Source organism: uncultured Flavobacterium sp., from assembly GCF_963974175.1.
Taxonomy (GTDB): Bacteria; Bacteroidota; Bacteroidia; order Flavobacteriales; family Flavobacteriaceae; genus Flavobacterium.
Genome location: NZ_CAXBBR010000015.1, coordinates 22,560 through 47,544 on the forward strand (window position 1 = coordinate 22,560; position 24,985 = coordinate 47,544).

General features: G+C 34.9%; 24 protein-coding genes. 6 read left to right on the forward strand and 18 right to left on the reverse strand.

The genetic code is table 11. From position 1 onward, the window contains the following. Positions 1-9: 9 nt before the first annotated feature. Genes AAC069_RS16305 through AAC069_RS16315 form a run of 3 tightly spaced genes read left to right on the forward strand, consistent with a single transcriptional unit; the run spans position 10 to position 3,364 of the window. Complete coding sequence (locus AAC069_RS16305) at positions 10-981, forward strand: ABC transporter permease (protein ID WP_339921504.1); 972 nt, start codon at positions 10-12, stop codon at positions 979-981. Between the two features lie 5 nt (positions 982-986). After that, a complete protein-coding gene (locus tag AAC069_RS16310) occupies positions 987-2,483 on the forward strand; it encodes a mannitol dehydrogenase family protein (RefSeq protein WP_339921505.1) in 1,497 nt (498 codons plus the stop codon). After that, on the forward strand, positions 2,483-3,364 hold the full coding sequence (locus AAC069_RS16315; protein WP_339921506.1) for a carbohydrate kinase: 882 nt from the start codon (positions 2,483-2,485) through the stop codon (positions 3,362-3,364). Before AAC069_RS16310 ends, AAC069_RS16315 begins: the two co-directional genes overlap by 1 nt. Positions 3,365-3,488: 124 nt before the next feature. Here AAC069_RS16315 and AAC069_RS16320 read toward each other — a convergent pair whose 3' ends face one another. Then, entirely contained in the window at positions 3,489-4,973 is a 1,485-nt protein-coding gene (locus AAC069_RS16320) for a mannitol dehydrogenase family protein (RefSeq protein WP_339921507.1), read from the reverse strand. A 349-nt stretch (positions 4,974-5,322) separates the two neighbouring features. Here AAC069_RS16320 and AAC069_RS16325 point away from each other — a divergent pair, with 349 nt between their 5' ends. Both AAC069_RS16325 and AAC069_RS16330 read left to right on the forward strand, forming a co-directional pair. Further along, positions 5,323-6,084: an NUDIX hydrolase gene (locus AAC069_RS16325; protein WP_339921508.1), complete on the forward strand. Its 762-nt coding sequence runs from the start codon at positions 5,323-5,325 to the stop codon at positions 6,082-6,084. A gap of 560 nt (positions 6,085-6,644) precedes the next feature. After that, complete coding sequence (locus AAC069_RS16330; RefSeq protein ID WP_339921509.1) at positions 6,645-7,298, forward strand: hypothetical protein; 654 nt, start codon at positions 6,645-6,647, stop codon at positions 7,296-7,298. Positions 7,299-7,405: 107 nt separating this feature from the next. On the opposite strand, the gene AAC069_RS16335 is transcribed toward AAC069_RS16330, so the two are convergent. From AAC069_RS16335 to aspS, 17 genes are all read right to left on the reverse strand, one after another. Next, on the reverse strand, positions 7,406-7,795 hold the full coding sequence (locus AAC069_RS16335; RefSeq protein ID WP_339921510.1) for a hypothetical protein: 390 nt from the start codon (positions 7,793-7,795) through the stop codon (positions 7,406-7,408). A gap of 218 nt (positions 7,796-8,013) precedes the next feature. After that, positions 8,014-9,384, reverse strand: coding sequence for an NADH-quinone oxidoreductase subunit N (locus tag AAC069_RS16340; RefSeq protein ID WP_339921511.1), 1,371 nt, complete (start codon positions 9,382-9,384; stop codon positions 8,014-8,016). Between the two features lie 13 nt (positions 9,385-9,397). Next, positions 9,398-10,840, reverse strand: coding sequence for an NADH-quinone oxidoreductase subunit M (locus tag AAC069_RS16345; RefSeq protein ID WP_339921512.1), 1,443 nt, complete (start codon positions 10,838-10,840; stop codon positions 9,398-9,400). A gap of 9 nt (positions 10,841-10,849) precedes the next feature. Further along, positions 10,850-12,733 (reverse strand): NADH-quinone oxidoreductase subunit L, encoded by a 1,884-nt coding sequence (gene nuoL, locus AAC069_RS16350; protein WP_339921513.1) that lies wholly within the window; start codon positions 12,731-12,733, stop codon positions 10,850-10,852. Between the two features lie 6 nt (positions 12,734-12,739). After that, positions 12,740-13,060, reverse strand: coding sequence for an NADH-quinone oxidoreductase subunit NuoK (gene nuoK, locus AAC069_RS16355; RefSeq protein WP_074723985.1), 321 nt, complete (start codon positions 13,058-13,060; stop codon positions 12,740-12,742). A gap of 1 nt (position 13,061) precedes the next feature. After that, positions 13,062-13,574: an NADH-quinone oxidoreductase subunit J gene (locus AAC069_RS16360; RefSeq protein WP_339921514.1), complete on the reverse strand. Its 513-nt coding sequence runs from the start codon at positions 13,572-13,574 to the stop codon at positions 13,062-13,064. Then, on the reverse strand, positions 13,574-14,119 hold the full coding sequence (locus AAC069_RS16365) for an NADH-quinone oxidoreductase subunit I (RefSeq protein ID WP_074723987.1): 546 nt from the start codon (positions 14,117-14,119) through the stop codon (positions 13,574-13,576). Before AAC069_RS16365 ends, AAC069_RS16360 begins: the two co-directional genes overlap by 1 nt. Before the next feature lie 98 nt (positions 14,120-14,217). Further along, the gene (gene nuoH, locus AAC069_RS16370; protein WP_339921515.1) at positions 14,218-15,270 is read right to left on the reverse strand and encodes an NADH-quinone oxidoreductase subunit NuoH; all 1,053 of its coding nucleotides are present in this window, start codon (positions 15,268-15,270) and stop codon (positions 14,218-14,220) included. Positions 15,271-15,273: 3 nt separating this feature from the next. Further along, the gene (locus AAC069_RS16375; RefSeq protein ID WP_339921516.1) at positions 15,274-16,323 is read right to left on the reverse strand and encodes a 2Fe-2S iron-sulfur cluster-binding protein; all 1,050 of its coding nucleotides are present in this window, start codon (positions 16,321-16,323) and stop codon (positions 15,274-15,276) included. Positions 16,324-16,405: 82 nt separating this feature from the next. Next, entirely contained in the window at positions 16,406-17,773 is a 1,368-nt protein-coding gene (gene nuoF, locus AAC069_RS16380; protein WP_339921517.1) for an NADH-quinone oxidoreductase subunit NuoF, read from the reverse strand. Position 17,774: 1 nt separating this feature from the next. Then, positions 17,775-18,305 carry an NAD(P)H-dependent oxidoreductase subunit E gene (locus tag AAC069_RS16385; RefSeq protein WP_339921518.1) on the reverse strand — a complete coding sequence of 177 codons (531 nt, stop codon included), beginning with the start codon at positions 18,303-18,305 and terminating at the stop codon, positions 17,775-17,777. Between the two features lie 3 nt (positions 18,306-18,308). Continuing rightward, positions 18,309-19,547 (reverse strand): NADH-quinone oxidoreductase subunit D, encoded by a 1,239-nt coding sequence (locus AAC069_RS16390; protein WP_339921519.1) that lies wholly within the window; start codon positions 19,545-19,547, stop codon positions 18,309-18,311. Between the two features lie 32 nt (positions 19,548-19,579). Next, a complete protein-coding gene (locus AAC069_RS16395) occupies positions 19,580-20,101 on the reverse strand; it encodes an NADH-quinone oxidoreductase subunit C (protein ID WP_339921520.1) in 522 nt (173 codons plus the stop codon). 4 nt (positions 20,102-20,105) lie between these two features. Next, positions 20,106-20,654: an NADH-quinone oxidoreductase subunit B gene (locus AAC069_RS16400; protein ID WP_074723994.1), complete on the reverse strand. Its 549-nt coding sequence runs from the start codon at positions 20,652-20,654 to the stop codon at positions 20,106-20,108. Between the two features lie 75 nt (positions 20,655-20,729). Next, on the reverse strand, positions 20,730-21,095 hold the full coding sequence (locus AAC069_RS16405; protein ID WP_339921521.1) for an NADH-quinone oxidoreductase subunit A: 366 nt from the start codon (positions 21,093-21,095) through the stop codon (positions 20,730-20,732). Positions 21,096-21,336: 241 nt separating this feature from the next. Then, positions 21,337-21,531, reverse strand: coding sequence for a cold shock domain-containing protein (locus AAC069_RS16410; protein WP_007137066.1), 195 nt, complete (start codon positions 21,529-21,531; stop codon positions 21,337-21,339). 126 nt (positions 21,532-21,657) lie between these two features. Then, positions 21,658-23,409 carry an aspartate--tRNA ligase gene (gene aspS, locus AAC069_RS16415; protein ID WP_339921522.1) on the reverse strand — a complete coding sequence of 584 codons (1,752 nt, stop codon included), beginning with the start codon at positions 23,407-23,409 and terminating at the stop codon, positions 21,658-21,660. Positions 23,410-23,659: 250 nt separating this feature from the next. Between aspS and AAC069_RS16420 the strand changes: the two genes are divergently transcribed. Beyond that, the gene (locus tag AAC069_RS16420) at positions 23,660-24,664 is read left to right on the forward strand and encodes a TlpA disulfide reductase family protein (RefSeq protein WP_339921523.1); all 1,005 of its coding nucleotides are present in this window, start codon (positions 23,660-23,662) and stop codon (positions 24,662-24,664) included. The last annotated feature ends 321 nt before the right edge of the window (positions 24,665-24,985 follow it).

Consider the following 24,985-nt stretch of genomic DNA (forward strand, 5'->3'; position numbering starts at 1 on the left):
CAAAATATAATGAAAACATCTATAAGTAAACAAGCGAACGGTCTGGACGGAATATTAAAGTTCGTACTTAAACACAACACCATCTTTATTTTTGTCCTTTTGGTAATTTTTTCAGCATTAATTTCAGACGTATTTTTTACAGAAACCAATCTTTCTAATTTATTAAAACAAGTATCTGGAATAGGAATAGTAAGTATTGGAATGTTAATTGTGATTTTAACAGGTGGAATTGATTTGTCTGTAGGTTCAATTGTAGCATTATTGGCAGTTGCTTTTGCCATTTTGGTAAACATGGTAGTTTTGCCACTTGCCATTTTAATAACTATTATAATGGGATTTGCTTTAGGAAGTTTCTCTGGATATTTAGTAGCCTATAAAAAAATGGCACCCTTTATCGCAACCTTGGCATTAATGACAATTGCTAGAGGTTTAGGATTTATATATTCTAAAGGTTCTCCAGTAACTTTTGATTCTCCAGGGGGGTCTTTTATGTCTGATTTTGCAAATAATTCCACTTTATTTGTTCCTAATATTGCTATTGTATTTTTTATTATCGTTGCTGTGGCTGCGGTAATGTTAAAATATAACGTTTTTGGAAGATTAGTAATCGCAATGGGAAGTAACGAAGAAGCTTCACGTTTATCAGGAATTAAAGTAAGTAAATATAAGTTTTTGGTGTATGCAATTTCAGGTTCTTTAGCCGCTATTGCCGCTATTGTTACCGCTTCAAGAACTAACCTTGGTTCTCCAAATATGGGTGTAGCTTGGGAATTGGATGCCATTGCAGCCGTTGTAATTGGTGGTGCTAGTTTAAATGGTGGAAAAGGAAACGCAGTGAATACGCTTATGGGTGTGTTGATCTTGGGATTAATTGGGAACATTTTAAATCTTCTTAATGTACCTTCTTATCCACAACAAGTTGTAAAAGGAGCGATCATCATCTTAGCCGTATTATTTCAAAAAATCGAAAGCAAAAAATAATAATCATGACACATTATAAATTAAATAACAGTAGTTTGAATCAACTTACTGCAGGGGTTTCTGTGCCTACGTACAATAGAGAAAATGTTAAAACAGGAATTGTTCATGTAGGTGTAGGAGGTTTTCATAGAGCGCACGAAGCCATGTATATAGATCAATTACTACATGACGAATCCAACTCAAATTGGGGAATTTGTGGAGTTGCTTTATTATCTTTCGATCAAAAAATATACAATACGCTTAAAGACCAAGACGGTTTATATACATTAGTTGTAAAAGAATTAGATGGGACTTTGACCAAAAGAGTGATAGGGTCTATTGTAGAGTATTTATTTGCTCCCGATAGTCCAAAAGCAGTGATTGAAAAAATGGCACATCCAGATGTCAAGATTATAACCCTTACTATTACTGAAGGTGGTTATAATTTGAACGAAGCGACTGGTGCTTTCAATTTTGACAATCCTCAAATTATACACGATATTAAAAATGACGATGCTCCAATAACTATTTTTGGGTATTTGACCCAAGCTTTAAAACTTCGTAAAGAAAGTAATAGTGGTGCTGTTACTATCCTTTCTTGTGATAATATACAAGAAAATGGTCATATGACTAAGAAAATGCTTTTGTCTTACGTAGCATTTGCAGAACCAGATTTGCTAGATTGGATTAGCGCTAATGTATCTTTCCCAAATAGTATGGTCGATAGAATTACACCTGCTACTATACCTACTGATATTGCTGAGCTTAAAGAAGTTTCTGGTATAGAAGATCAATGGCCAGTTGTTTGTGAATCTTTTCAACAATGGGTTATCGAGGATGAATTTATTGCAGGACGACCAAACTTGGAGTCTGTTGGAGTTCAATTTGTGAAAAATGTAGCTCCATTTGAAAAAATGAAATTGGGCTTATTAAATGCGGGTCATTCTGTCGTTGGAATTCTTGGTAGTTTGATGGGGTATTCCACCATCGATGAAGCCGTTACTGACCCAGCGATTGGAACTTTCTTAGCCAATTATTTGGATGTTGAGGTAACTCCAATTCTTCGTGATTTAGAAGGAATGGATTTAACAGCTTACAAACAAACACTTATAAATCGTTTCAGTAATATTTATATCAAAGATCAAATCGATAGAATTTGCTCGGAAACATCAGCTAAGATGCCAAAGTTTATTTTGCCAACGGTGCATGAGCAATTGAAGTCGAATAAAGCAATTAGCCATGCCGCATTTGTTATTGCTGCTTGGGCAATTTATAGTCTAGGTTTCAATGAAAAAAAGGAAGCTATCAATATCAAAGATGCTTTGCAAGAAACACTTTTGGCGCAAGCCAAATTAGCACAAGCTAATCCAAAATTATTTTTAGAATTGGAAGCTGTTTTTGGAAATTTAAGTCATTCGGTTATTTTTAGCGACGCTTTTGCGAAAGCCTATCAGAATATTGTATCTTTTGGTGTTGAGAAATGTATAGTGGAGATGAATAATAACACTTTAAATCAGAAATAATGATAAAGGCAACTTGTTTTGGAGAAGTATTGTGGGATGTGTTTCCAACCCATAAGAAGATAGGAGGGGCGCCGCTTAATGTTGCTGTCAGGTTAGAATCTATGCAGAATGAAGTGGCCGTTATTAGCCGAATTGGAACTGATGAAATGGGAGATCAGGTTATAGCCTTTTTAAAAGAAAATAATGTTGAGACTAAAGGTGTCCAAATTGACTCTGAATTTAAAACAGGTAAAGTCAAAGTGACCCTAGACGATAATGGATCTGCTTCCTATGACATAATGCAACCGCGTGCTTGGGATAAAATCCAATTGACGGATATTGCGATAGAACTTACTAAAGCCGCTGATATTTTTATTTATGGAAGTTTAGCTTGTAGGGACACAACATCTAAAAACACATTGTATGAGTTACTAAAATTAGCAAAGTATAAAGTATTTGATGTGAATTTGCGCAAGCCTTATTATTCAGTGGATGTTTTATCACATTTGATGAATGAAGCTGATTTTGTAAAGTTCAATGATGACGAAATTTTGGAAATCGCAGGATTATTAGGAGCAGATGCGCAAACATTAGAATTAGCTATTTTGTTCATTGCTCAAAAAACTAATACAGATTGTATTTGTGTAACCAAAGGAAGTGAAGGTGCTGTTTTGTATTTTGAAGGGAATTTTTATTCTAATCCTGGGTATAAAATTACGGTTGCAGATACAGTTGGCGCTGGTGATTCTTTTTTGGGTACATTAATCAATAAATTAGTAAAAAAATCAGATCCACAAGATGCTATAGATTATGCTTGTGCCATTGGAGCATTGGTAGCTAGTTACGAAGGTGCCAATCCAAAGGTTGAAGAAGTAGAAATCAACAAATTAATGGGAAAATAGTTTCGTAAAGAGAATGTAATTCCTTTCAATAAAAATTTTAGCTTGAACTATTTTTTATTTGTAGTGAAACTTCATGGTGTAAATCATGAGGTTTTTTTATTTTCTAATGTTTCGCTTTAGAGAATTAATTTGCATTCCAATTTTGGATACACTCTTTTACCTTATGTGCTCGTAGTTGAGTAAAAGCGTCTAAATAATAAGAAGTGAAAGTTTCATTTTCACTCAGGTCATCAAAAATTGATTTGATTTCAATGAATTTAAGAGGGTTTTGGATAGAAAGTGCCGCCGTTCTAATAAGTCTACCACTCATGGCATCGATAATGTCGTAAGGCATGTCGTTATCATCAAGGCCATCATTGTATTTAGCCCAAGCCGCAATAATAAAAGCCGCTTCTTTAACGTTCTTTTCGTTTTGCAATTGGTATTTGACGGTGGGCAGAATGAATAAGGGAATTTTAGCCGAGCTTTGTTGGCAAATCCTGAATAATTGGTCATTAATATGCGGATTTTGGAATCGGGAAACTAAATTATTTTTATAGTTCTCTATACTTTCTTTATCTGTATCGGTTAGCGTTGGGGTTACTTCGTTATCCAAAAATGTTTTTAGAAAAAACATAAAATCTTCATCGTTTGCAGCTTCATACACTGTATTATAGCCATGTAAAGTGCCTAAAATCCCTAATATGGTGTGGCTTGCATTCAGTAATCGGAGTTTTAAATTTTCAAATGGGGCAATGTTATCTGTGTATTGTACACCAACTTTATCCCAGGCTGGTTTGTCGTGAATAAACTTGTCTTCAATAACCCATTGCGAAAAAGATTCGCAAACCACAGGCAATTGATCATCAATAAAAAAATCTTCTTTAAGTGTTTGGATGTCTTTAGAATTGGTAATTGGCGTAATCCTATCCACCATGGTATTTGGAAAACTAGTGTTTTTCGAAATCCAATCTAGAAGATCGGGCTCCGTTTTGCTCACATAATTAAATAGTGATTGCTTCATCGTATCTCCATTAGACTTTATGTTGTCGCAGGAAAGAATTGTACAACCAGGAAGATTTCTTAGTTTTCTTAATTTGAAAGATTGAGTTAAATAACCAAAAACGGTTTTTGGACTAAAGGGATTTTTAATATCCTCCGTGACTTCTGGATGATTTATGTCAAACTCTCCCGTTATTTCATTTAGGTGATACCCATCTTCAGCAATTGTCAAAGAGATTATTTTAATGTCTGGATTTGCCATCTTTTCAATTACAGCCAGTGGGTTTTCAGGGCCAAAAAAATATTCTACGATCGACCCGATAATTTTGGCTTTATGGGACCCGTTAGTTTCTTTGGTGTAAAGGGTATAAAGACCATCTTGGTCTTTTAGAATATTATAAGTTTTTCGATCAGAATCTAGTAAATCTACTCCGCAAATTCCATAATCCAGCTCCTTGTATTTATCTATTAGTTCATGAATATAGTAGGCTTGATGTGAACGATGAAAATTACTCACTCCAATGTGTAAAATACTGGTATTGATTAGGTTTCTGTCATACGAAGGGATAGAAACATCTTTAGGCAATGTACTTAAGTTTTCTGCATTAAGATAATAGGATTTTGCCATAGTACTGGGTAAGCTATAATGTGTGATTTAAAAGCTTAAAAATACGTATTTAAATTTAGAATTAGGTAGTCTTCGTTTTGAGGGTTAATATCATGATGTCGAAAGTAGTATAATATGAATCGCCAATTCTTAGTCCTAGTCACTCCAGCATAAAGTTGGGAATTTAGTAATGATTATTGATTGTTAAAGTGCAAAGGATAGGTTTTTTGCGATGTGAAGTAATTTGTAAATTGGCGGTATAAAAACGTTACTATGTTTGCTCTGGATAATTGATTTTTTCGCTAATAAAAAAATTAAAACAGCTATATTTGTGAGATACGCGGATGTACGGCAAAACCAACTTCATATTATGGACTTTAGAAAAATAAATAACTTATCGGTAGATTGTGTGATTTTTGGTCTAGGGTCAGATAGCCTTAATGTTTTGCTCGAAAAACGTAGTTTAAACTTATTCAACGAAAACTATCCCGTGATAGATGATTGGATTTTACCTGGTGAAAACGTGTTTAAAAGTAATAACTTGGGACAGTCGGCAGATAAGATTTTGAAGGAGGTGACCGATGATAGTTTTTCCAACAAAAAACAATTCAGGACCTACGGAAGTCACAAGAGAGTAAAATCAGATAAAGATATTTTATGGGTTAGAAGTCAAGGAGGAGAAGCTAGAACCATAACCGTAGTCTATTATTTGACGTTGCCTCAAGAAAACATTACAATAGCAGCAGATAGTGATTTTAGATGGTTTCCAGTAGAATCACTTCCTCAAGTAGGTTTTGATCATGAGCTAATTATTAACGACGCCTACGATGACTTAAAAAGTAAAGTTACCACCGAGCCGGTTATGTTTGATTTGGTTCCTATAAAGTTTACGCTAAATGAACTTCAAATAGCTTTTGAAACTCTACTGAATATTGAGTTAGATAATAGAAATTTCAGAAAGAAAACCATTAGTAAAACTTACATCGTTCCTCTAGACGATAAACGAAAGGTAGCTGGCTCCAAAAAACCTTCCAAATTGTACATGTTTAGTAAAGATGTATATGAGAAAATCGCCGAAAAAGACTTTATGATCGGAACGATATTAGCGTTGGTTTTCAAACTCTTTATTTGAGCTAGCTAAATAGTAAGTTTTGCGGTCGTGCAACGAATAGCTTTTTTATTATAACACAGCTAGTAGCACCAAAGCCCTACGTTTTGTATTATTTATCATTTTTCAGACTTTCTTTATGGCTAATATACTTTTTTAGTGAAATGATTACTATTAATCTTGACTACGGCTACGTTTATTAGATTTATGGGTAGAGTTTTGCATTCGTGTTATTTCTCGTGTGTTCCAACAGCTGTTGGAATTAGAATCAAAACAGTACGAAAAAGTGTGTTATTGCAAATGCTATTTCGGTAAAAAGCACACCAAAACGGAGTGTTTGTAAAAAATGATTGTATTAAAACAAAGTTAATATTTTTCTGTTCCAAATTATTATTTTATGTTTTTTATCTCATTTATATTATTGATATAGAGTGAGTTGTTGTTGAAATTAAATCCTGTTGAGTTTAGTCCTAAAACTTCAATTTTATTTTTTGGCACGTTACTTGAATATCTCATTTCAAATAACAATGAAATAGCGTAAGCCGAAAAGCTCAAGAGTAGGCAAAACACAAAATATAATTATCATGAAAAAAATTACCTTTTTAGTAGCTAGTATCCTTTTAATGGGAGGTGGTGTAGCAAATGCAACAGAGAAAAATAACTTGGCTAGTGAAAGAAGAGTTGCTGTTGATCTTAGAAATGAAGAACCAGTTGCGTTCACAGAAGGAGGAGTTGAGTTCTACTTATTTGTCGATGGACAATTTGATTTTAATGCTCGCTCTTATGGACGAGATAAATCCTTTAAACCCAATAAAAGAGGCAATGGGAATCGAAACTATAGTGAACATAGCAGTCACAGTAATAAATATTATGGTGTGAAGGTGGAACAAGATAGAATGGGTCGTGTTAGACGTGTTGGTAATGTTAGTATTAGTTATGACAGATACGATAGAGTTGAACGTATTGGATCTGTTCAAATGTCTTACAATCGTTATGCTTTAGAACGTGTAGGTGGTTTAGAGATTATCTATAACCGTCGTGGTCAAATTGTGGATACTTATGGGTCTGTAAAAGGAGGTAGGGAATATGCAAATAATCATGAGCATTGTGATTCAGATTATAACCAAAATTCAAACAATTATGCTGACTATGACAACAGAAGTCAGGATATTAGAATCGTAAGACAAGAACCAAGAGTTGGTGGTAGTGTTGCTGTTAGAATCGGAGGAAGAAATTAGTTTTTTATAAATAGTGGATAATAAATTTCCCATTGGTATTCGTATCAATGGGATTTTTGTTTGGATTAGTAGCGGTAGTAAATAGCTTTTAAAAAATGTTTTAGGCCTTAATCATATTGTTTGTAGGAGAAATAGTTTTGTATAAACTGATGTTGTTCCGCAGGGTTCATTTGATCTGTATTTGTGATTTCGACTTTCGTTTTTAGAAAGCGCTCATCTTCACTTAATACATCGAAGAATTCGATTTTTGCATTTGTAGGGCCAAATAAAATTATTCTATCGTAGTTATTTATTTCACGGGCAATTTTATTATAGTAAGAAAATAAAAGACGTTTTCTTTTTTCTAGTAGAATAGGGAGTGTATTAATAGGATATATTGTAGTAGTATCGAAGGAAGTCGATTCAACTGTTTTTATTTCAAAAGGATTTGAAGTGAATTCCATTAAATGTGCCATAGAATAATCCATCCATATTCCCATTTTTTTTGTTGCTTCCATTTTGTCTGAATGTTAATTTGACTTAAAGGTCAGCGTTTTATGGTTAGTTTATTTGTTAATTAGGTTAACGTATCTTTTCTAAAGACAAATAGCAATAAAGTATCGATTAGTGGAAATGAATTATTTATGGTTGATTTCTGTTTTTTTGTCTACTTATAAGAGCAAAAAAAAACCATTCGTCGCGACGAATGGTTTTCTGTATAGTTTTAAAAGATAGTTTAAGCTAATAGATCCAAAACATAGGATGGAAACAAACCTAATGCAATATTCAATACAATCGCTATTACTGCAACTGCATAAATAACAACGGGAGTTCCTGTTCTTTCTTCGTTAGGCTCTTTGGTATACATCGCCATGATCACTTTAAAGTAGTATCCTACGCTTATAATTGAGTTGATTACCGCAACGATCACTAAAGCAATAAAACCTGCTTGTAACATGTTATTGAATAAAAATAATTTGGCAAAGAAACCTGCGAATATTGGAATTCCGGCCATAGACAATAAAGAAGCAGTTAAGATTGCCGCTAATAGTGGGTTCGTTTTTCCTAATCCATGGAAATTAGCCATGTCTTCATTTTCGTTGTTTTTACAAACGTAGATTATTACACTAAAGGCAGCGATTCCCGTCAATGCGTAAGCTGAGGTATAATACAATAATGTTCCAGCTGCGTTTGTAGTATTCAATAAAGTCATCAACATAAAACCAGCATGTGAAATTCCGGAAAAGGCCAACATACGTTTTACATTTACTTGACGCAATGCCATTATATTTCCTACGGTCATCGAAGCCATAGAAATGATAACAATAACTATTTGGAATGAAGGCGAAATATCGGCATTCATAATTGTTAGCAATTTAAATAGAGTGGCAATAGCTACTACTTTTGCCAATGTACTCATTAAGGCAGTAGTCAAAGTAGGAGACCCTTCGTAAACATCAGGAGCCCAGAAATGAAAAGGTACTGCAGCAATTTTAAAAAACATTCCGATAGTAACCAGTACAATCCCAATTGGGAACCAAACCGGCAATTCAGCAGATTGTGATAATTCGCTAATTTCGATAACATCAAAACTTCCCATCGCCCCGTATATTAAACAGATTCCGAAAAGGATAATTCCCGAAGCAAAAGATCCCATTAAGAAATACTTTAAACCTGCTTCATTACTTTTTAAACTCAATCTGTTGCTTGCCGCCAAAATGTATAGGGCAATAGATAATACTTCGATTCCTAAAAAGAACATAGCTAAGTTTCCAAAAGAAACCATGGCGACCGTTCCTGCCAATAAAAATATTTTTATGGCAATAAAATCAGAGATTTTAGTTTGGTGATGCTCATAGAATTTATGACTCAAGGCAACTAAGAAAATGGTTAGAATGATAAATAAACCACTGAATGCAGTAGAGAATTTACTCACGATAATCATGTTGTTGTAGTAAGCGGCAGGAGAATTAAATTCTGAGATATCAAGACCTAGTATAGCAAGTAACCCAATAATTGTTATTGGAATAATTGCTTTTCTTAAATCGAAAATTTCAAATAAAAGGCATAAAACACCTAATCCTATTATAGCTATTAATGTATTCATTTTTTTTATTTGACTAGTTAATTCTATTAATATGAGTTAAAATATTTTCCAAACTTGGTGTGATTAAGTCTGTAATTGGTTTTGGATACATTCCAAAAAAGAATAAAACAGCGATGATAGTGACCAAGGCAAATCCTTCTTTAAATGTAACTTCTGTAAATACTTTTGAATTCGTTTCTCCAAGCATTACTTGTTGATACATTTTCAACATATAGTATGCTCCTAAGATGATAGTTGTTCCTCCTAAAAAGGCAAACCATACATTTATTTGAGACAGACTATATAATACTGTGAATTCCCCAACGAAGTTGAAAGTAGTAGGCAGTGCAACAGAGGCTAATACTAAAAGTAAGAACATCGAAGCAAATTTTGGTGATTGTGAGCGAATACCTCCCATTTCAGCAATAGTTCGGGTTTCGTATCTTCTGAAAATAATTTCAGAAAAGAAAAACAATCCAACTACTACAAAACCGTGAGCAATCATTTGTAGTACCGCACCACGTAATCCATCAATAGTAAGAGTATAGGTTCCTGCTGCAATTAAGCCAACGTGAGCTAACGAAGAATAAGCCAGTAACTTTTTTAAGTCTTTTTGTCTTAATGCTACAATCGAACCGTAGATCACTCCCGCAATACCTAAGCTGATGAAGATATACATGTACTCTTTTGCTGCAAGTGGAGCAATAGGTAGTTGCCAACGAATAATGCTGTACAATCCCATTTTTAGCATAATCCCTGAAAGCAACATCGTTCCTACTGCAGGTGCTTTTTGGTATACGCTTGCTTGCCAAGTATGGAACGGAATAAGTGGAATTTTAATAGCGTAGGCTAAGAAAAAGGCCAAAAATATCCATAATTGTTCAGTTGCTGATAAATTTAATTTATATAAATCTTCTAATAAGAAGCTTCCCGCTTGTTGGTATAAATAAACAAAAGCGATTAGCATAAATAAAGATCCAGCTAAGGTGTAGATAAAGAATTTTACCACTGCTTTTTTACGTTCTTCCGCATCTCCATTCCCCCAAATTAATGCAATGAAATAGATAGGTATTAATGACAATTCCCAGAAGATGTAATATAAAAGACCATCTGAAGCTAAGAATGTTCCTACCATGGCAAAAGCCATAAATAAGATTAGCGCATAAAATGCTTTCGCATTCGTATATACATTCTCAAACGAAGAAAATATAATGATAGGAGTTAATGCTAATGTTAGTAGAAGCATCGCGATTGATAAACCATCTGCTTGAAGTGCAAATGAAATATTAGGTTGGTTGATCCATTTGTGGATGACACTAATGTTTTCACCTGCGTTAAATTGATTTAACAATATAATTGCACATCCTAAAGACGCTAGGGAAAAGAACAATGCTACTTTTGAAGCCAGTTTGTCACCAGCCAGATATGTTGCAAAGGCGCCAACAAAAAGTATAATTAACAGTATAGATACATTCATAGTATAAGATTATTGAGCTAAAAATAAATAGGTTACAATGGCACACATGCCTAAAACAAATGCAAAAAGGTAAAAACCAATACTTCCGCTTTGTAATTTTTTTCCTTGAAACCCGATTTCGTTGGTTACTTTTCCTAATCCAAAAACTAGAGAGGTCAAAGTGGTTTCCACATTGTCTCTAAAGAATCTTGACAAGCCGTTAATTGATTTCACGAATAAAAAATCATAGATTTCATCTACGTAATACTTATCGTATAAGACTTTAGTGAAACCAGTAATAGCAGCATCTTCTGCAGGAACTTGATTTTGTTTGATGTATTTGGCGTAAGCAATTCCAATTCCTACTAATCCCCCGATAACGGCAACTAGCATCAACATATATTCTGTTGTTCCAAAGTGGTGTTCTTCGTGAGCGACTTTTGTAAATAAAGGAGCAAGATATTCGTTCAACCAACTGTTTGTTGGTAAACTAATCAGTCCACCTAATGTTGCTAAAATTGCCAAAACAATTAAAGGAAACGTTATCAAAGTTGGACTTTCATGTAAATGACTTTTTTGTTCTGCGGTACCTCTGAATTCTTTGAAGAAAGTAAGGTATAACAATCTAAACATATAGAAAGCGGTCATTAATGATGCTAATGAAGCGATGAACCAAAGTATTTTGTTGTGTTCAAATGCCACCATCAAGATTTCATCTTTCGAGAAAAACCCTGAAAAAGGTGGGATTCCTGATATTGCCAATGAAGAGATTAAGAAAGTGACAAATGTGATTGTCATTACTTTTTTCAATCCACCCATTTTACGCATGTCTTGTTCTCCGTGCAATGCATGAATAACAGATCCAGAACCCAAGAACAAACAAGCTTTAAAGAAAGCGTGTGTGATAACGTGGAAAACCGCTACCTCATAAGCACCAAGTCCTAGAGCCAAGAACATTAATCCTAATTGAGAAACGGTAGAGTAAGCTAGTACTTTTTTGATGTCGGTTTGAACTAAAGCAATAGTTGCAGCTACAAGAGATGTGACAGCTCCTACAATGGCAATGATGTTTTGAACGTCTGGAGCTAAATCGAAAACGAAATTCAATCTCGTAATCATAAAGATACCCGCAGTTACCATTGTTGCAGCATGTATTAAAGCTGAAACTGGTGTTGGACCTGCCATTGCATCCGGCAACCAAGTGTATAATGGGATTTGTGCTGATTTACCACAGGCTCCAATAAATAAAGCAAAAGCGGCAGCAGAGATCCAATACATATTTAGATCTGTAGCACCAGCAATAGCCGTTTTTAAAGTAGCGTAATCTAAAGTAGAGAATAATGATCCTATAATGAAGATCCCGATTAGCAATCCTAAATCACCAATACGGTTCATGATGAACGCTTTTTTAGCCGCATCATTGAATTCTTGGTTTTTATGCCAAAACCCGATAAGAAGGTAAGAACAAAGACCAACTCCTTCCCAACCGATGAACAACACTAATAAGTTACTTCCTATTACCAAAGTAATCATGAAGAAGATAAAAAGATTCAGATAAGCAAAGTACTTATGCATGTTCTCGTCATCATGCATATAGCTGATGGAGTACATATGTATCAGTGCACCAATTCCAGTAACAAAAAGCAGCCATAAGATAGATAGTTGGTCCAATAGAAAACCAAAATCTACTTTAAAGTTGCTGATTTGAATCCAATCAAATAATTGAATTTGGATTGCTTGATGCGTTTGATTTATTTGGAGGAAAAAATAAACAGATACTGCAAACGAAAGTGCAACAGTAAGTGTTCCGATTATCCCAGAAGCGGATTTCCCGATACTTTTTCCAAAGAAAACATTAAATAAAAATCCTAAAAAAGGAGCTAGTAATAAGAGTAAAGTTAAACTTGTATCCATTGAAATTTATCCTTTTAAGTTTTTTAAATTATTGATGTCAATTGAGCCTAAATTTCTAAAAATAGAAACCAGAATGGCTAAACCTACAGCAACTTCGGCAGCAGCTACAGCCATAGAGAAAAAGACGAAAATTTGTCCTTGTGCATCTTGGTGATAGGTAGAGAATGCTACAAACAAAAGATTGACTGCATTCAGCATAATTTCGATAGACATAAATACGATAATTGCATTTCGTCTATATAAAACTCCAAAGACCCCAATACAAAAAAGTATCGTAGAAAGGAAAATGTAGTTTTCGATGCCTATTTCATTTAAAATATTGTTCATGTTATTTCTCTGTTTTTTCTTTTTTAGACAATAAAACCGTTCCAATCATCGCTACTAAAAGCAATATAGAGGCAAATTCAAACGGAACCATATACTCGTTCAATAAGACTTTACCCAAAACTTTTATAGATTGGTAATCCTCTCCAGTAGTGACGTATTCTCCAACTATAGGTTTAGAGTTGATGAATACCAATATCAAAACGATACAAATCAAGCAAAAAGAAACAATAGCTCCTAATCGTGTAATTCTAGGTTTATGAACTTCATTTTCTTTATTCAAGTTCATCAACATGATGGTGAATAAGAATAAAATCATAATCGCTCCAGAGTAGACAATGATGTGAACAATGGCTAGAAACTGAGAGTTCAATAATAGGTAATGTCCTGCAATTGAGAAAAAACAAATTACAAGATATAAGGCACTGTGAATTGGGTTTCTGCTAAAGATGGTCAAAAAAGCGGTTGCTATAGTGACTGCTGCTAAAACACAAAAGATAATTAGTATAGTTGACATTAGTTAGCGTTTTTAAGTTGTGCATTTTGCATTGCGATATCTAAAGGCATGACCAATTTATCTTTTCCATAAATGAAATCTTCTCTATCATAGCTGGAAGCAACTAGTGTTTTTGAGGTGGTCAAGTAGATGGCGTCTTTTGGACACGCTTCTTCACACAAACCACAAAAAATACAACGCAACATATTGATTTCGTAAATCGAAGCATATTTCTCTTCTCTGTACAAATGTTTTTCCTCTGGTTTACGTTCTTCCGCTTTCATTGTTATCGCTTCTGCAGGACATGACAAAGCACATAATCCACAAGCGGTACAATTTTCTCTACCTTGTTCGTCACGTTTTAATTGGTGCTGACCACGGTAAACCGGACTCATTTCACGTACCTGTTCAGGATATTGAATGGTAACTTTTCTTGTAAATAAATGCTTAATTGTGATTATCATTCCTTTGACAATCGCAAGTAGATACATTTTTTCCAAAAAAGACATCTCTTTGTTAGAGACTACTTTTTTTCTTCCAGATAAGGATATCGTTTCTATTGACATTTTTTATTTTTTTGAAGCTATTCCTGCTATCCGTTACAATCCAAGCAAAAGGCTTGGGATTTTCACTTCTATCAGGGCTAGACATTTTTCACTTCTATTTAAAACCCTAAATAAATTGCTATTTCTGCTCTCAAAATTACAATTCCAGTAATAATGATATTGACGATCGAAAGTGGTATTAATATTCTCCATCCCAAATGCATCAGTTGATCATATCTAAATCTTGGAATAGTCCATCTTACCCACATGTAAAGGAAAATGAAACCACATATTTTGATAAACAAAGCGACGATTCCTATTACATTGGCAAGGTTTACACCCCAGTTTTCAACTGCCCAACTCATTCCTGGATAGTTATATCCTCCAAAGAATAAAACGGCAAGAATAGTAGACGAGATAAACATATTAGCATACTCAGCAAATAAGTAGAAACCCATTTTCATAGAGGAATACTCCGTGTGGTATCCACCAATTAATTCTGTTTCACATTCTGCTAAATCAAATGGAGTTCGGTTTGTTTCTGCAAAAGCACAGATTAAGAATATAAGGAACGACAACGGTTGGTAAAAAACATTCCAGTTCATTCCAGATTGTTGTAATGAGATTTCTCTCAAACTTAAAGTTCCGGTCATCATTAATAAAGCGATCAATGAAAGCCCCATAGCAACCTCGTAAGAGATCATTTGAGAAGCCGCACGAACAGCACCAATTAACGAAAATTTATTATTAGATGCCCATCCACCAATCATGATTCCGTACACACCGATTGACATTACACCAATAAGGTAAAGTAAAGCAACATCAATGTCAGTTGCCTGTAAGATGATGTCTCTGCCAAAAAGATGAAAGTGATCACCCCAAGGGATAACGGCACTTGTCATTAACGCAGTGGTCATTGCAAGGGCAGGCCCTGCAAAAAATAAAAATCGGTTGGGAGTGTCTGGCTCAAATTCTTCTTTCGAAAATAATTTTAATCCATCTGCTAGTGGTTGTAATAATCCACCTTTTCCAGCTCTATTTGGACCGATACGATCTTGAAGCCAAGCGGCTACTTTTCTTTCAGCCAAAGTAGAATACATTGCCATTAGCATCGTAATTCCAAATACAACTAAAATAATAACGCTTTTCTCTATAATTATAGTACTATCCATTTTCTAAATGTTACCATGTTTAAAATCTGCCTCTTCATCTTTATTCAAAGGGATAGCAGGCATGCTTATTTTCTTGCGATCTTGATCTCTACCTTTTAGAATTCCTTCTTCGGTAGCGATTACAACTGTTTCCAGTTCTTGAGTGTAATTATTTTGATTGATAACAGAATCTTTGTCAAATGCTCTTGGCCCTTCAATAACCCAGTCAGCAGTGGTTTTATGGTCAAAACGACATTCGTTACAAATGAATTCTTCTACTTCATGATATACATCTTTACGACCTGTAACTCTTTGAATTTCGTCTCCAAACATCCAAAGTGTTGTTTTTCCACAACATCCTGGAGTCGTACACTCTCTATGAGCGTTGTAAGGCTTGTTGAACCAAACTCTAGATTTGAATCTAAAAGTTTTATCAGTTAATGCACCTACCGGACATACATCAATCATATTTCCTGAGAACTCATTGTCGATTGCTTTAGAAATACAAGTCGAAATATTCGAATGATCTCCTCTATCCATTACACCGTGTACACGATTGTCTGTCAATTGATCAGCAACCATCACACAACGGTAACAAAGAATACAACGATTCATGTGTAGTTGAATATTTGGACCAATATTTTCTGGTTCAAATGTTCTTTTCTCTTCTATAAATCGACTTTTAGCTTTACCGTGTTCAAAACTTAAATCTTGTAAATCACATTCTCCCGCCTGGTCACAAACTGGGCAATCTAGTGGGTGATTGATCAATAAAAATTCAGTTACTGATTCTCTGGCTTCTTTAACTCTATCTGAAGATTTACTGTTAATTTCCATACCATCCATACATCCTGTAACACAGGAAGCCATCAGTTTTGGCATAGGTCTAGGATCTGCTTCACTACCTTTCGCTACTTCAACTAAGCAACAACGGCATTTTCCACCACTTCCTTTTAATTTAGAGTAATAGCACATTGCTGGTGGCACAGATTCTCCACCTATCATACGCGCTGCTTGCAGAATAGTTGTTCCTGGTTCTACTTCAATTGCTTGACCGTCTATTGTTACTTTCATTTATCTTTTTGTTTAAAGTTTCAGGTTTAAAGTTTCAAGTTGTTGGACGCAAAACTTTAAATATGAAAATTTAGATACTATTTTAAACTGTTTGTTTTGTTACTAAGTGCTTTACTTGAGCAAATGGTTCTTCAACAAAATGGTTTCTATTTTTAATTTTTTCTGGAAAACGAACGTGATATTCAAATTCATCTCTAAAATGACGAATAGCTGCTGCTACTGGCCATGAAGCTGCATCACCCAGTGGACAAATCGTGTTTCCTTCAATTTTACTTTGAATACTCCAAAGCAAATCAATATCTTCTTCACGTCCTTGACCATTTTCAATACGCCACAGCACTTTTTCTAACCAGCCTGTACCTTCACGACATGGAGAACATTGCCCACAACTTTCATGATGATAAAAGCGAGCAAAATTCCAAGTGTTACGCACGATACAAGAAGTGTCATCATAAACAATGAACCCTCCAGAACCTAACATCGATCCTGTTGCAAATCCACCATCACTTAATGATTCGTAGGACATCAAACGATCTTCACCGTTAGCTGTTTTGTATATTAAATCGGCTGGTAAAATGGGCACTGATGAACCTCCTGGCACTAATGCCTTTAAAGGTCGGTCAGAACTCATTCCGCCTAAATATTCGTCTGAATTCATGAATTCGTAAACGCTTAGTCCCAATTCAATTTCGTAAACACCAGGGTTTTTTATATGCCCTGAAGCTGAAATTAATTTGGTTCCAGTAGATCTTCCGATTCCAATTTTTGCATATTCATCACCAGAATTGTTCACAATCCATGGCACTGATGCAATAGTTTCAACATTATTTACCACTGTTGGGTTAGCCCATAAACCTGATACTGCAGGAAATGGTGGCTTGATACGAGGATTTCCTCTTTTTCCTTCCAATGATTCAATAAGAGCGGTTTCTTCACCACAAATGTAGGCTCCAGCACCACAATGAACATAAAGTTCTAAGTCGTATCCCGTTCCTAATATGTTTTTTCCTAACCAACCTGCAGCTTTCGCTTCAGCAATGGCTCTTTCTAGAATTTTATAAACCCACATGTATTCACCACGAATGTAGATGTACGATAGGTTTGCACCCAAAGCAAAACTAGAAGTAATCATTCCTTCAATCAATAAATGAGGAATAAATTCCATCAAGTAGCGATCTTTGAACGTTCCGGGTTCAGATTCATCTGCATTACAAACTAAATGTCTTGGTTTTCCTGATTTTTTATCAATAAAACTCCATTTCAATCCAGCAGGGAATCCAGCACCACCACGACCACGAAGTCCTGATGCTTTAACTTGTTCAACAACTTCGTCAGGAGTCATTGCTTTCATTGCTTTTTCCACTGAAGCGTAACCACCATTTTGGCGATATACTTCATAGGTTTTGATTCCTGGAATCTTGATTTTGTCTAATAATATCTTTTTTGACATATTATTTATCGTGTAATATTATTTTATTATCTCGGCAATCAACGATTAATTGATCGATTTTTTCTTTTGTAAGATGCTCTTTGTAAAAATCGCCTAATTGCATCATAGGTGCATAACCACATGCTCCTAAACATTCTACGCCTTTTACTTCAAAAAGTCCATCTGCTGTCTTTTCTCCGATTTTTACGCCTAGCTTTTCGCAAGTGTAGTCCATCAAATCTTCTGTTCCATTTAAGCAACATGGTGAAGTGTGACAAAACTCAAAAAGGAATTTTCCAACAGGTTTTTGATTGTACATCGAATAGAAAGAAACAACCTCATATACCTCAATTGGTAATATCTGTATGATCTCAGCTACCTTATCCATTAATTCAGTACTCAACCAATTGTCGTGAGCATCTTGCACTTCATGTAAAACGGGTAATAAAGCTGATTTTCTCTTGTCTTCTGGGTAATGACTAATTAACTCATTGATGCGAGTCATCAACGTTTCAGTCATATTTATTTCTTGTTTGTAATGTGTACGTTCCATAATTTATGCGTCTAATTCTCCAGCAATTACATTTAAACTTGATAAAATAACAATTGCATCAGATAATAATGCTCCTTTTATCATTTCTGGATATGCTTGATAGTAAATAAAACAGGGTCTTCTAAAATGCAGTCTATATGGAGTACGACTTCCGTCAGTTACTAAATAAAAACCTAATTCTCCATTTCCACCTTCAACAGGATGGTATATTTCTGCAACTGGAACAGGAACTTCTCCCATTACAATTTTGAAGTGATATATTAAGGACTCCATACTAGTGTAGACATCTTCTTTTGGAGGAAGGTAATAGTCAGGAACCTCAGCGTGAAATTCGTTTCCTTCCGGCATTTTTGCCAGCGCTTGACGAATGATACTCAAGCTTTCCCAAACTTCAGCATTACGAACGCAAAAACGATCGTAAGTATCTCCAGATTTTCCAACAGGTACTATAAAATCAAAATCTTCGTAAGAACTATAAGGTTGTGCGACACGTACATCGTAATCAACACCTGCAGCGCGTAAATTAGGTCCTGTAAATCCGTAAGAAACTGCTTGCTCAGCAGATATAGGTCCTACATTTATAGTACGGTCCATAAAAATTCTATTTCTTTCAAATAGATTTTCGAATTCTTTCCAAGCAACTGGAAATTCTTCTAAAAACACATCTAATTTTCTGAAAGCCTCTGGTGACCAGTCTCTTTCGAAACCACCAATTCTTCCCATATTAGTTGTCAATCGAGCACCACAAATTTCTTCGTAGATTTCATATACTTTCTCTCTAAATTGGAAAACGTAAAGAAATCCGGTATAGGCACCTGTATCAACTCCTAAAATGGAATTACAAATAAGGTGATCCGTGATTCTAGCTAATTCCATTACAATAACCCTTAAATATTGAGCACGCTTTGGTACTTCAATATCCAGTAATTTTTCTAAAGTCATCCACCATCCCATATTATTGATAGGAGAGGAGCAGTAGTTCATTCGGTCTGTAAGAGGGGTAATTTGGTAAAAGGGACGATTTTCAGCAATTTTTTCAAAAGCGCGGTGTATGTAACCAATAGTTGGTTCCGCTTCTAAAATACGTTCCCCATCCATCAACAAAATGTTTTGAAAGATTCCGTGTGTAGCTGGGTGAGTAGGACCTAAATTCAGGATGGAAAGCTCGCTTCCATCTTCGTTTAGCTTCTCTTTTATGATTTTAGCATATCGATGCTCTGGTGGTAATAATAGTTCTGACATTTATAGAATGTGAAAAATTATAGATTGTGTTTTTAGCAATTGTCGATTGTTCTACCGAAAAAACGGTCGTCTTTATCTGTTCGTCCGCCATCTTCCAATGGAAACTCTTTACGCATAGGAAATGAAATCATTTCATCCATGTTCAAAATACGTTTCAACTGAGGATGACCTATGAAATCTACTCCGTAAAAATCAAAAGTCTCTCTTTCCATCCAGTTTGCACTTAGGAAAATGTTAGATATTGTTTTTATCTCCGGTTTTTCACCATTGATAAAAGTTTTGATTTTGACACGTTTGTTGTCGTACCAATTGTGCATGTGATACACGATTGTGAATTGTCTGTCAACTTCATTATCTGGATAATGTATTCCACATAAGTCAGTTAAAAAATTAAAACGCAATAAAGGGTCGTTTTTCAAAAAAAGGATGATCGCCGTGATTTTATCAGCAGCTACTTCAAATGAAAAGATATCTTTCTCTTCATTAAAGTGAAAAACATGCTCGCCAAACGTTTCTGTTAATTTATCTTGAATATCTGTGTTTTCTAATGCCATGTCGTTATTTGATATTATAAGAGGCCAATAATTCTTGGTACTCCGGAGAACTTCTTCTTCTTACAGATTCCGATCTAACCAATTCTTGCAATTTCATCACGCCATCTACAATTTGCTCTGGTCTTGGAGGACAACCCGGTACGTATACGTCAACTGGTATTACTTTGTCAATACCTTGAAGAACGGAGTAAGTATCGAAAATACCTCCTGAAGATGCGCAAGCACCAACAGCAATAACCCATCTTGGTTCTGACATTTGTTCGTATACCTGACGTAAAATAGGAGCCATTTTTTTAGAAATAGTACCCATTACCATTAGCATATCTGCTTGACGAGGAGAAAAACTCACACGTTCAGAGCCAAATCGTGCTAAATCATAATGTGAAGCCATGGTAGCCATGAATTCAATACCACAACATGAAGTTGCAAAGGGTAACGGCCAAAGTGAATTGGCACGAGCCATACCTACAACGTCATTCAGTTTTGTGGCGAAAAATCCTTCTCCAACAACCCCTTCTGGCGGCTCAACCATTTTTATACTTGAATTACTCATTTTTTTGTATTTTGAATTAGAAAATTTGAATTACAAACTAACAATAGCTTACGGTTCAATATTTTTAATAAATTCTTATTCCCACTCTAGCGCTTTCTTTTTGATGATGTAGAAAAACCCCACCAAAAGTAAAAGCATAAATATGACCATTTTGACCATTCCTTCCATTCCTAATTCTTTGAAGTTGATTGCCCAAGGATATAGAAAGATAACTTCTACATCAAATAGAACAAATAAAATCGCAACTAGAAAGTATTTCACAGAGAATGGAATACGTGCATTTCCTATACCTTCAATTCCACATTCAAAGTTTTTGTCTTTGGTTGCTGACTTTCTTTTCGGTCCTAATTTGCCGGAAACAATAATAGTTCCCACTACAAAACCCGCAGCTAATAAAAACTGTATTAAAATTGGAATATAACTTAACTGATCAGATTGCATAATTAATGATTTTTACGTGCTAAAATAAGCAACAAAGATAGGTTTCAAGGAATTAAAACACAAGTGTAATACAAAATTTAGTTGCATTGAGAATCAAAGTACTTCCTAATTTTTAATGATTATAAATAAAAATTTAAATTATCTTTTTTAGTAGTTGCGTTTTAAGGTGTAAGCAAAAAAAAACGTTCCGAAATAAATCGGAACGTTTTAAACATTCGTAGGCAAAAAATAAATTTTTTGCTTAGATAACTGCTACTTTCGCAGCAACTTTTCCTTTTCTTCCTTCTTCTTCTTCATAGCTAACTCTGTCACCTTCGCGTAATTCTTCCGCGTTGATTCCTGAAGCGTGAACAAAAATGTCTTTTCCTGTTTCTTCGTCTGTAATGAATCCGTAACCTTTTGATTCATTGAAAAATTTAACTGTACCTGTACGCATTGTAATAGTAATAATAATTTATAATGGAGCAAATGTAATATTTAATATCATATGATTGTTAATAAATATTCTTTTTTTTCGAAAATAATTGATATTCAACGTTTTCCGGTAATTTTTACCGATGAACTACTGAACACTTAATTTTATATGAAGCTCTTTCAACTGTGATTCATCAATTGCCGATGGTGCATCAATCATAACATCTCTTCCAGAATTATTCTTTGGAAAGGCGATAAAATCACGAATGGTTTCCTGTCCTCCAAGAATAGCAACTAGTCGGTCCAATCCAAAAGCTAGTCCTCCGTGCGGTGGAGCTCCAAACTGAAATGCGTCCATCAAGAACCCAAACTGTTCTTTGGCTTGGTCTTCTGTGAAACCTAAATATTTGAACATTAGTTGTTGCGTTGCTTTATCATGAATACGAATAGATCCACCTCCAATTTCGTTTCCGTTCAATACCATATCATAGGCGTTGGCACGTACTTTTCCAGGGTCTGTTTCTAATAAATGCATGTCTTCCGGTTTAGGAGAGGTAAACGGATGGTGCATGGCGTGGTAACGACCACTTTCTTCGTCAAACTCCAATAATGGGAAATCAACTACCCAAAGCGGTGCAAATTCTGTTGGTATTCTTAATCCCAAACGAGTTGCTAGTTCCATACGCAATGCGCTTAACTGTGTTCTTGTTTTATCGGCGGGACCTGATAGAACAAAAATCATATCACCTGCTTTTGCTCCGGTCGTCTTCGCCCAGTTACTTAAGTCATCTTGATCGTAGAATTTATCTACAGATGATTTGAATGTTCCGTCTTCGTTGCATTTTACATAAACCATTCCTGAAGCACCTACTTGGGGACGCTTTACCCATTCGATTAAAGCATCGATTTCTTTTCTGGTGTAGTTTCCAACACCGGGAGCTGCAATACCAACAACTAATTCTGCTGCATTGAAAACAGGAAAGTCTTTGTGTTGCGCCACTTCATTTAATTCACCAAATTCCATTCCGAAACGGATGTCCGGTTTGTCATTTCCGTAAGTTTTCATAGCATAGTCGTACGTTATACGAGGAAATTTAGCTACGTCAACTCCTTTTATTTCTTTCAATAAATGTCTTGTAAGTCCTTCAAAAACATTCAGAATGTCTTCTTGTTCTACAAAAGCCATTTCACAATCAATTTGTGTGAACTCGGGTTGTCTGTCTGCACGTAAATCTTCGTCACGGAAACATTTTACGATTTGAAAGTATTTGTCCATTCCGCCTACCATCAATAATTGCTTGAAGGTTTGAGGAGATTGTGGTAAAGCGTAAAATTGACCTTCATTCATTCGAGAAGGAACAACAAAATCGCGGGCTCCCTCCGGAGTTGATTTGATTAAGTATGGTGTTTCTACTTCACAGAAATCCAAATCAGAAAGGTACTTGCGTACTTCCATTGCTACTTTGTGACGGAATAGCAAACTATTTTTTACCGGATTTCTTCTTATATCGAGGTAGCGGTATTTCATTCGAATGTCTTCTCCGCCATCAGTTTCATCTTCGATTGTGAAAGGAGGTGTTAAGGCAGCATTTAATATAGTTAGTTCTGTAACAAATAGTTCAATATCCCCAGTTGGTAAATTTGGATTTTTAGACTCTCTTTCTATTACTTTTCCTTTAACCTGGATTACGAATTCGCGACCCAATGTTTTTGCTAATTCAAAGACAGTTTTATCTGAACGACCTTCGTCAAAAATTAATTGTGTTATTCCGTAACGGTCACGCAAATCAACCCAATTCATGAATCCTTTGTCTCTGGATTTTTGAACCCATCCGGCAAGAGTAACTTCAGTATTTATATGTGAGGCGTTGAGTTCGCCACAGTTATGACTTCTGTACATTTTATTTATTTTTATATGCTGTTTTTACTAATGCAAAATACCTGAAGCCCACTGGGCTTCCTCCTTTTAATTTCAAATGCCACAATTATGACTTCTATACACTATCAAAATTTTAGGATACAAAAGTAACCACAAAAATTAAATTAATGCCGAAAACCACGAAACTTCAAGAAATTAATTTTTTGTTAATTTATTATTTGGCATCAAAAAAATAAATTAGATTTGATTAATAGTAAAAAAACTACATTTTATGAGAAAATTAATTTTTATTACATTGGCACTAGTTTGCTCTTTTAACGTTATTGGGCAGAAGAAAGCAACAGTTTCTTTTAAAGCCGAGATTGCGAACAGAAATACGGATTCGATTATTTTTCGAAATAGGAATGATGGAAAGGAAATTAAAAAGATGTTGGTTGGTGCAGATGGAATTTTCAAGGGTTCTTTTGCTGTGGAAGAAGGTTTTTATATGCTGTTTGACGGAAAGGAATATACCGAACTTTTTCTAAAAAATGGATACGATTTGAATCTTAAAATGAATGCTCAAGATTTTGACGAGTCCATAGTGTATTCTGGAATAGGAGCTGTCGAGAATAACTTTTTGGCACAGTATACAGTAGAGGAATCAAAATACGATTATAATACTCTTATGGCTTCTAGCGAAGAAGCTTTTACTAAGATGGTTAAAGAGAAAAGGACGGCTGATTTTTTCAAATTGGATAATGAGAAATTAGATCCTGTTTTTGTAGCGCTGCAAAAGAAAAACATAGAAATAGTTTTGGAAAGAGGGACGGAATATTACAAGCAAGTACTAGAAACGAAGAAGTTAAATGGTTCAATCGCTCCGTCTTTTAATTATGAAAACTATGCTGGAGGGAAAACTAAGCTCGAAGATTTTAAGGGGAAATATGTTTATATTGATGTTTGGGCCACCTGGTGTGGGCCTTGTCTTGGTGAAATTCCGTCTTTAAAAAAGGTAGAAGAAAAATACTCTGGTAAAAACATTGCTTTTGTGAGTATCTCCATTGATAAATTAAAGGATATCGAAAAATGGAAATCGATGATAAAGAACAAAGAACTGGGTGGAGTTCAGGTTTTCGCTGATAATGACTGGAATTCCCAGTTTGTTAAAGATTTTAATATTAAAGGGATTCCAAGATTTATCCTTATAGATCCCAATGGGAAAATCGTGAAAGCCGATGCTGCAAGACCGTCGTCTCCTGATCTTGAGAAAGAACTAGATGTGCTATTAAATTAAGGGTTTTTATTGGTTGGAAAAAAGTGTTAGACCTATATTGAACGCAATAGTTTAAATAGACTTATAATTAATTTGATCATAATGAGCTCGATATTGTATCGGGCTCATTTTTTTTAGAGTTGTTTCTAGCTGTGTTAGTGTGATTTGATGTTCAAATTTAATTCCCCACTATTTGATGTAATTACTTTAGTGAAAAATAATCCAATAAAGGAAGGTTTTTTGTAATTAGATTGGGTTGCTTTGTGTTTTCCAATGTTAAGCTTTCTTTCAATGTTATTAAATTGTTATTAAATTGTGTTTTAAATGTAAATAATATTTTAT

Coding starts and splice junctions, on each gene's coding strand:
- AAC069_RS16345 (WP_339921512.1), bottom strand. CDS start 10,840: ATGAATGTATCTATACTGTTAATTATACTTTTTGTTGGCGCCTTTGCA.
- AAC069_RS16335 (WP_339921510.1), bottom strand. CDS start 7,795: ATGGAAGCAACAAAAAAAATGGGAATATGGATGGATTATTCTATGGCA.
- AAC069_RS16410 (WP_007137066.1), bottom strand. CDS start 21,531: ATGCGTACAGGTACAGTTAAATTTTTCAATGAATCAAAAGGTTACGGA.
- AAC069_RS16320 (WP_339921507.1), bottom strand. CDS start 4,973: ATGGCAAAATCCTATTATCTTAATGCAGAAAACTTAAGTACATTGCCT.
- AAC069_RS16375 (WP_339921516.1), bottom strand. CDS start 16,323: ATGAAAGTAACAATAGACGGTCAAGCAATTGAAGTAGAACCAGGAACA.
- nuoH (WP_339921515.1), bottom strand. CDS start 15,270: ATGGATAGTACTATAATTATAGAGAAAAGCGTTATTATTTTAGTTGTA.
- nuoK (WP_074723985.1), bottom strand. CDS start 13,060: ATGAACAATATTTTAAATGAAATAGGCATCGAAAACTACATTTTCCTT.
- nuoL (WP_339921513.1), bottom strand. CDS start 12,733: ATGGATACAAGTTTAACTTTACTCTTATTACTAGCTCCTTTTTTAGGA.
- AAC069_RS16405 (WP_339921521.1), bottom strand. CDS start 21,095: ATGCAATCTGATCAGTTAAGTTATATTCCAATTTTAATACAGTTTTTA.
- AAC069_RS16315 (WP_339921506.1), top strand. CDS start 2,483: ATGATAAAGGCAACTTGTTTTGGAGAAGTATTGTGGGATGTGTTTCCA.
- aspS (WP_339921522.1), bottom strand. CDS start 23,409: ATGTACAGAAGTCATAACTGTGGCGAACTCAACGCCTCACATATAAAT.
- AAC069_RS16395 (WP_339921520.1), bottom strand. CDS start 20,101: ATGGCATTAGAAAACACAGATATTCAAGATAAATTAACAGAAACGTTT.
- AAC069_RS16365 (WP_074723987.1), bottom strand. CDS start 14,119: ATGTCAATAGAAACGATATCCTTATCTGGAAGAAAAAAAGTAGTCTCT.
- AAC069_RS16420 (WP_339921523.1), top strand. CDS start 23,660: ATGAGAAAATTAATTTTTATTACATTGGCACTAGTTTGCTCTTTTAAC.
- AAC069_RS16330 (WP_339921509.1), top strand. CDS start 6,645: ATGAAAAAAATTACCTTTTTAGTAGCTAGTATCCTTTTAATGGGAGGT.
- AAC069_RS16325 (WP_339921508.1), top strand. CDS start 5,323: ATGGACTTTAGAAAAATAAATAACTTATCGGTAGATTGTGTGATTTTT.
- AAC069_RS16390 (WP_339921519.1), bottom strand. CDS start 19,547: ATGTCAGAACTATTATTACCACCAGAGCATCGATATGCTAAAATCATA.
- AAC069_RS16385 (WP_339921518.1), bottom strand. CDS start 18,305: ATGGAACGTACACATTACAAACAAGAAATAAATATGACTGAAACGTTG.
- nuoF (WP_339921517.1), bottom strand. CDS start 17,773: ATGTCAAAAAAGATATTATTAGACAAAATCAAGATTCCAGGAATCAAA.
- AAC069_RS16340 (WP_339921511.1), bottom strand. CDS start 9,384: ATGAATACATTAATAGCTATAATAGGATTAGGTGTTTTATGCCTTTTA.
- AAC069_RS16400 (WP_074723994.1), bottom strand. CDS start 20,654: ATGAGTAATTCAAGTATAAAAATGGTTGAGCCGCCAGAAGGGGTTGTT.
- AAC069_RS16310 (WP_339921505.1), top strand. CDS start 987: ATGACACATTATAAATTAAATAACAGTAGTTTGAATCAACTTACTGCA.
- AAC069_RS16360 (WP_339921514.1), bottom strand. CDS start 13,574: ATGTCAACTATACTAATTATCTTTTGTGTTTTAGCAGCAGTCACTATA.
- AAC069_RS16305 (WP_339921504.1), top strand. CDS start 10: ATGAAAACATCTATAAGTAAACAAGCGAACGGTCTGGACGGAATATTA.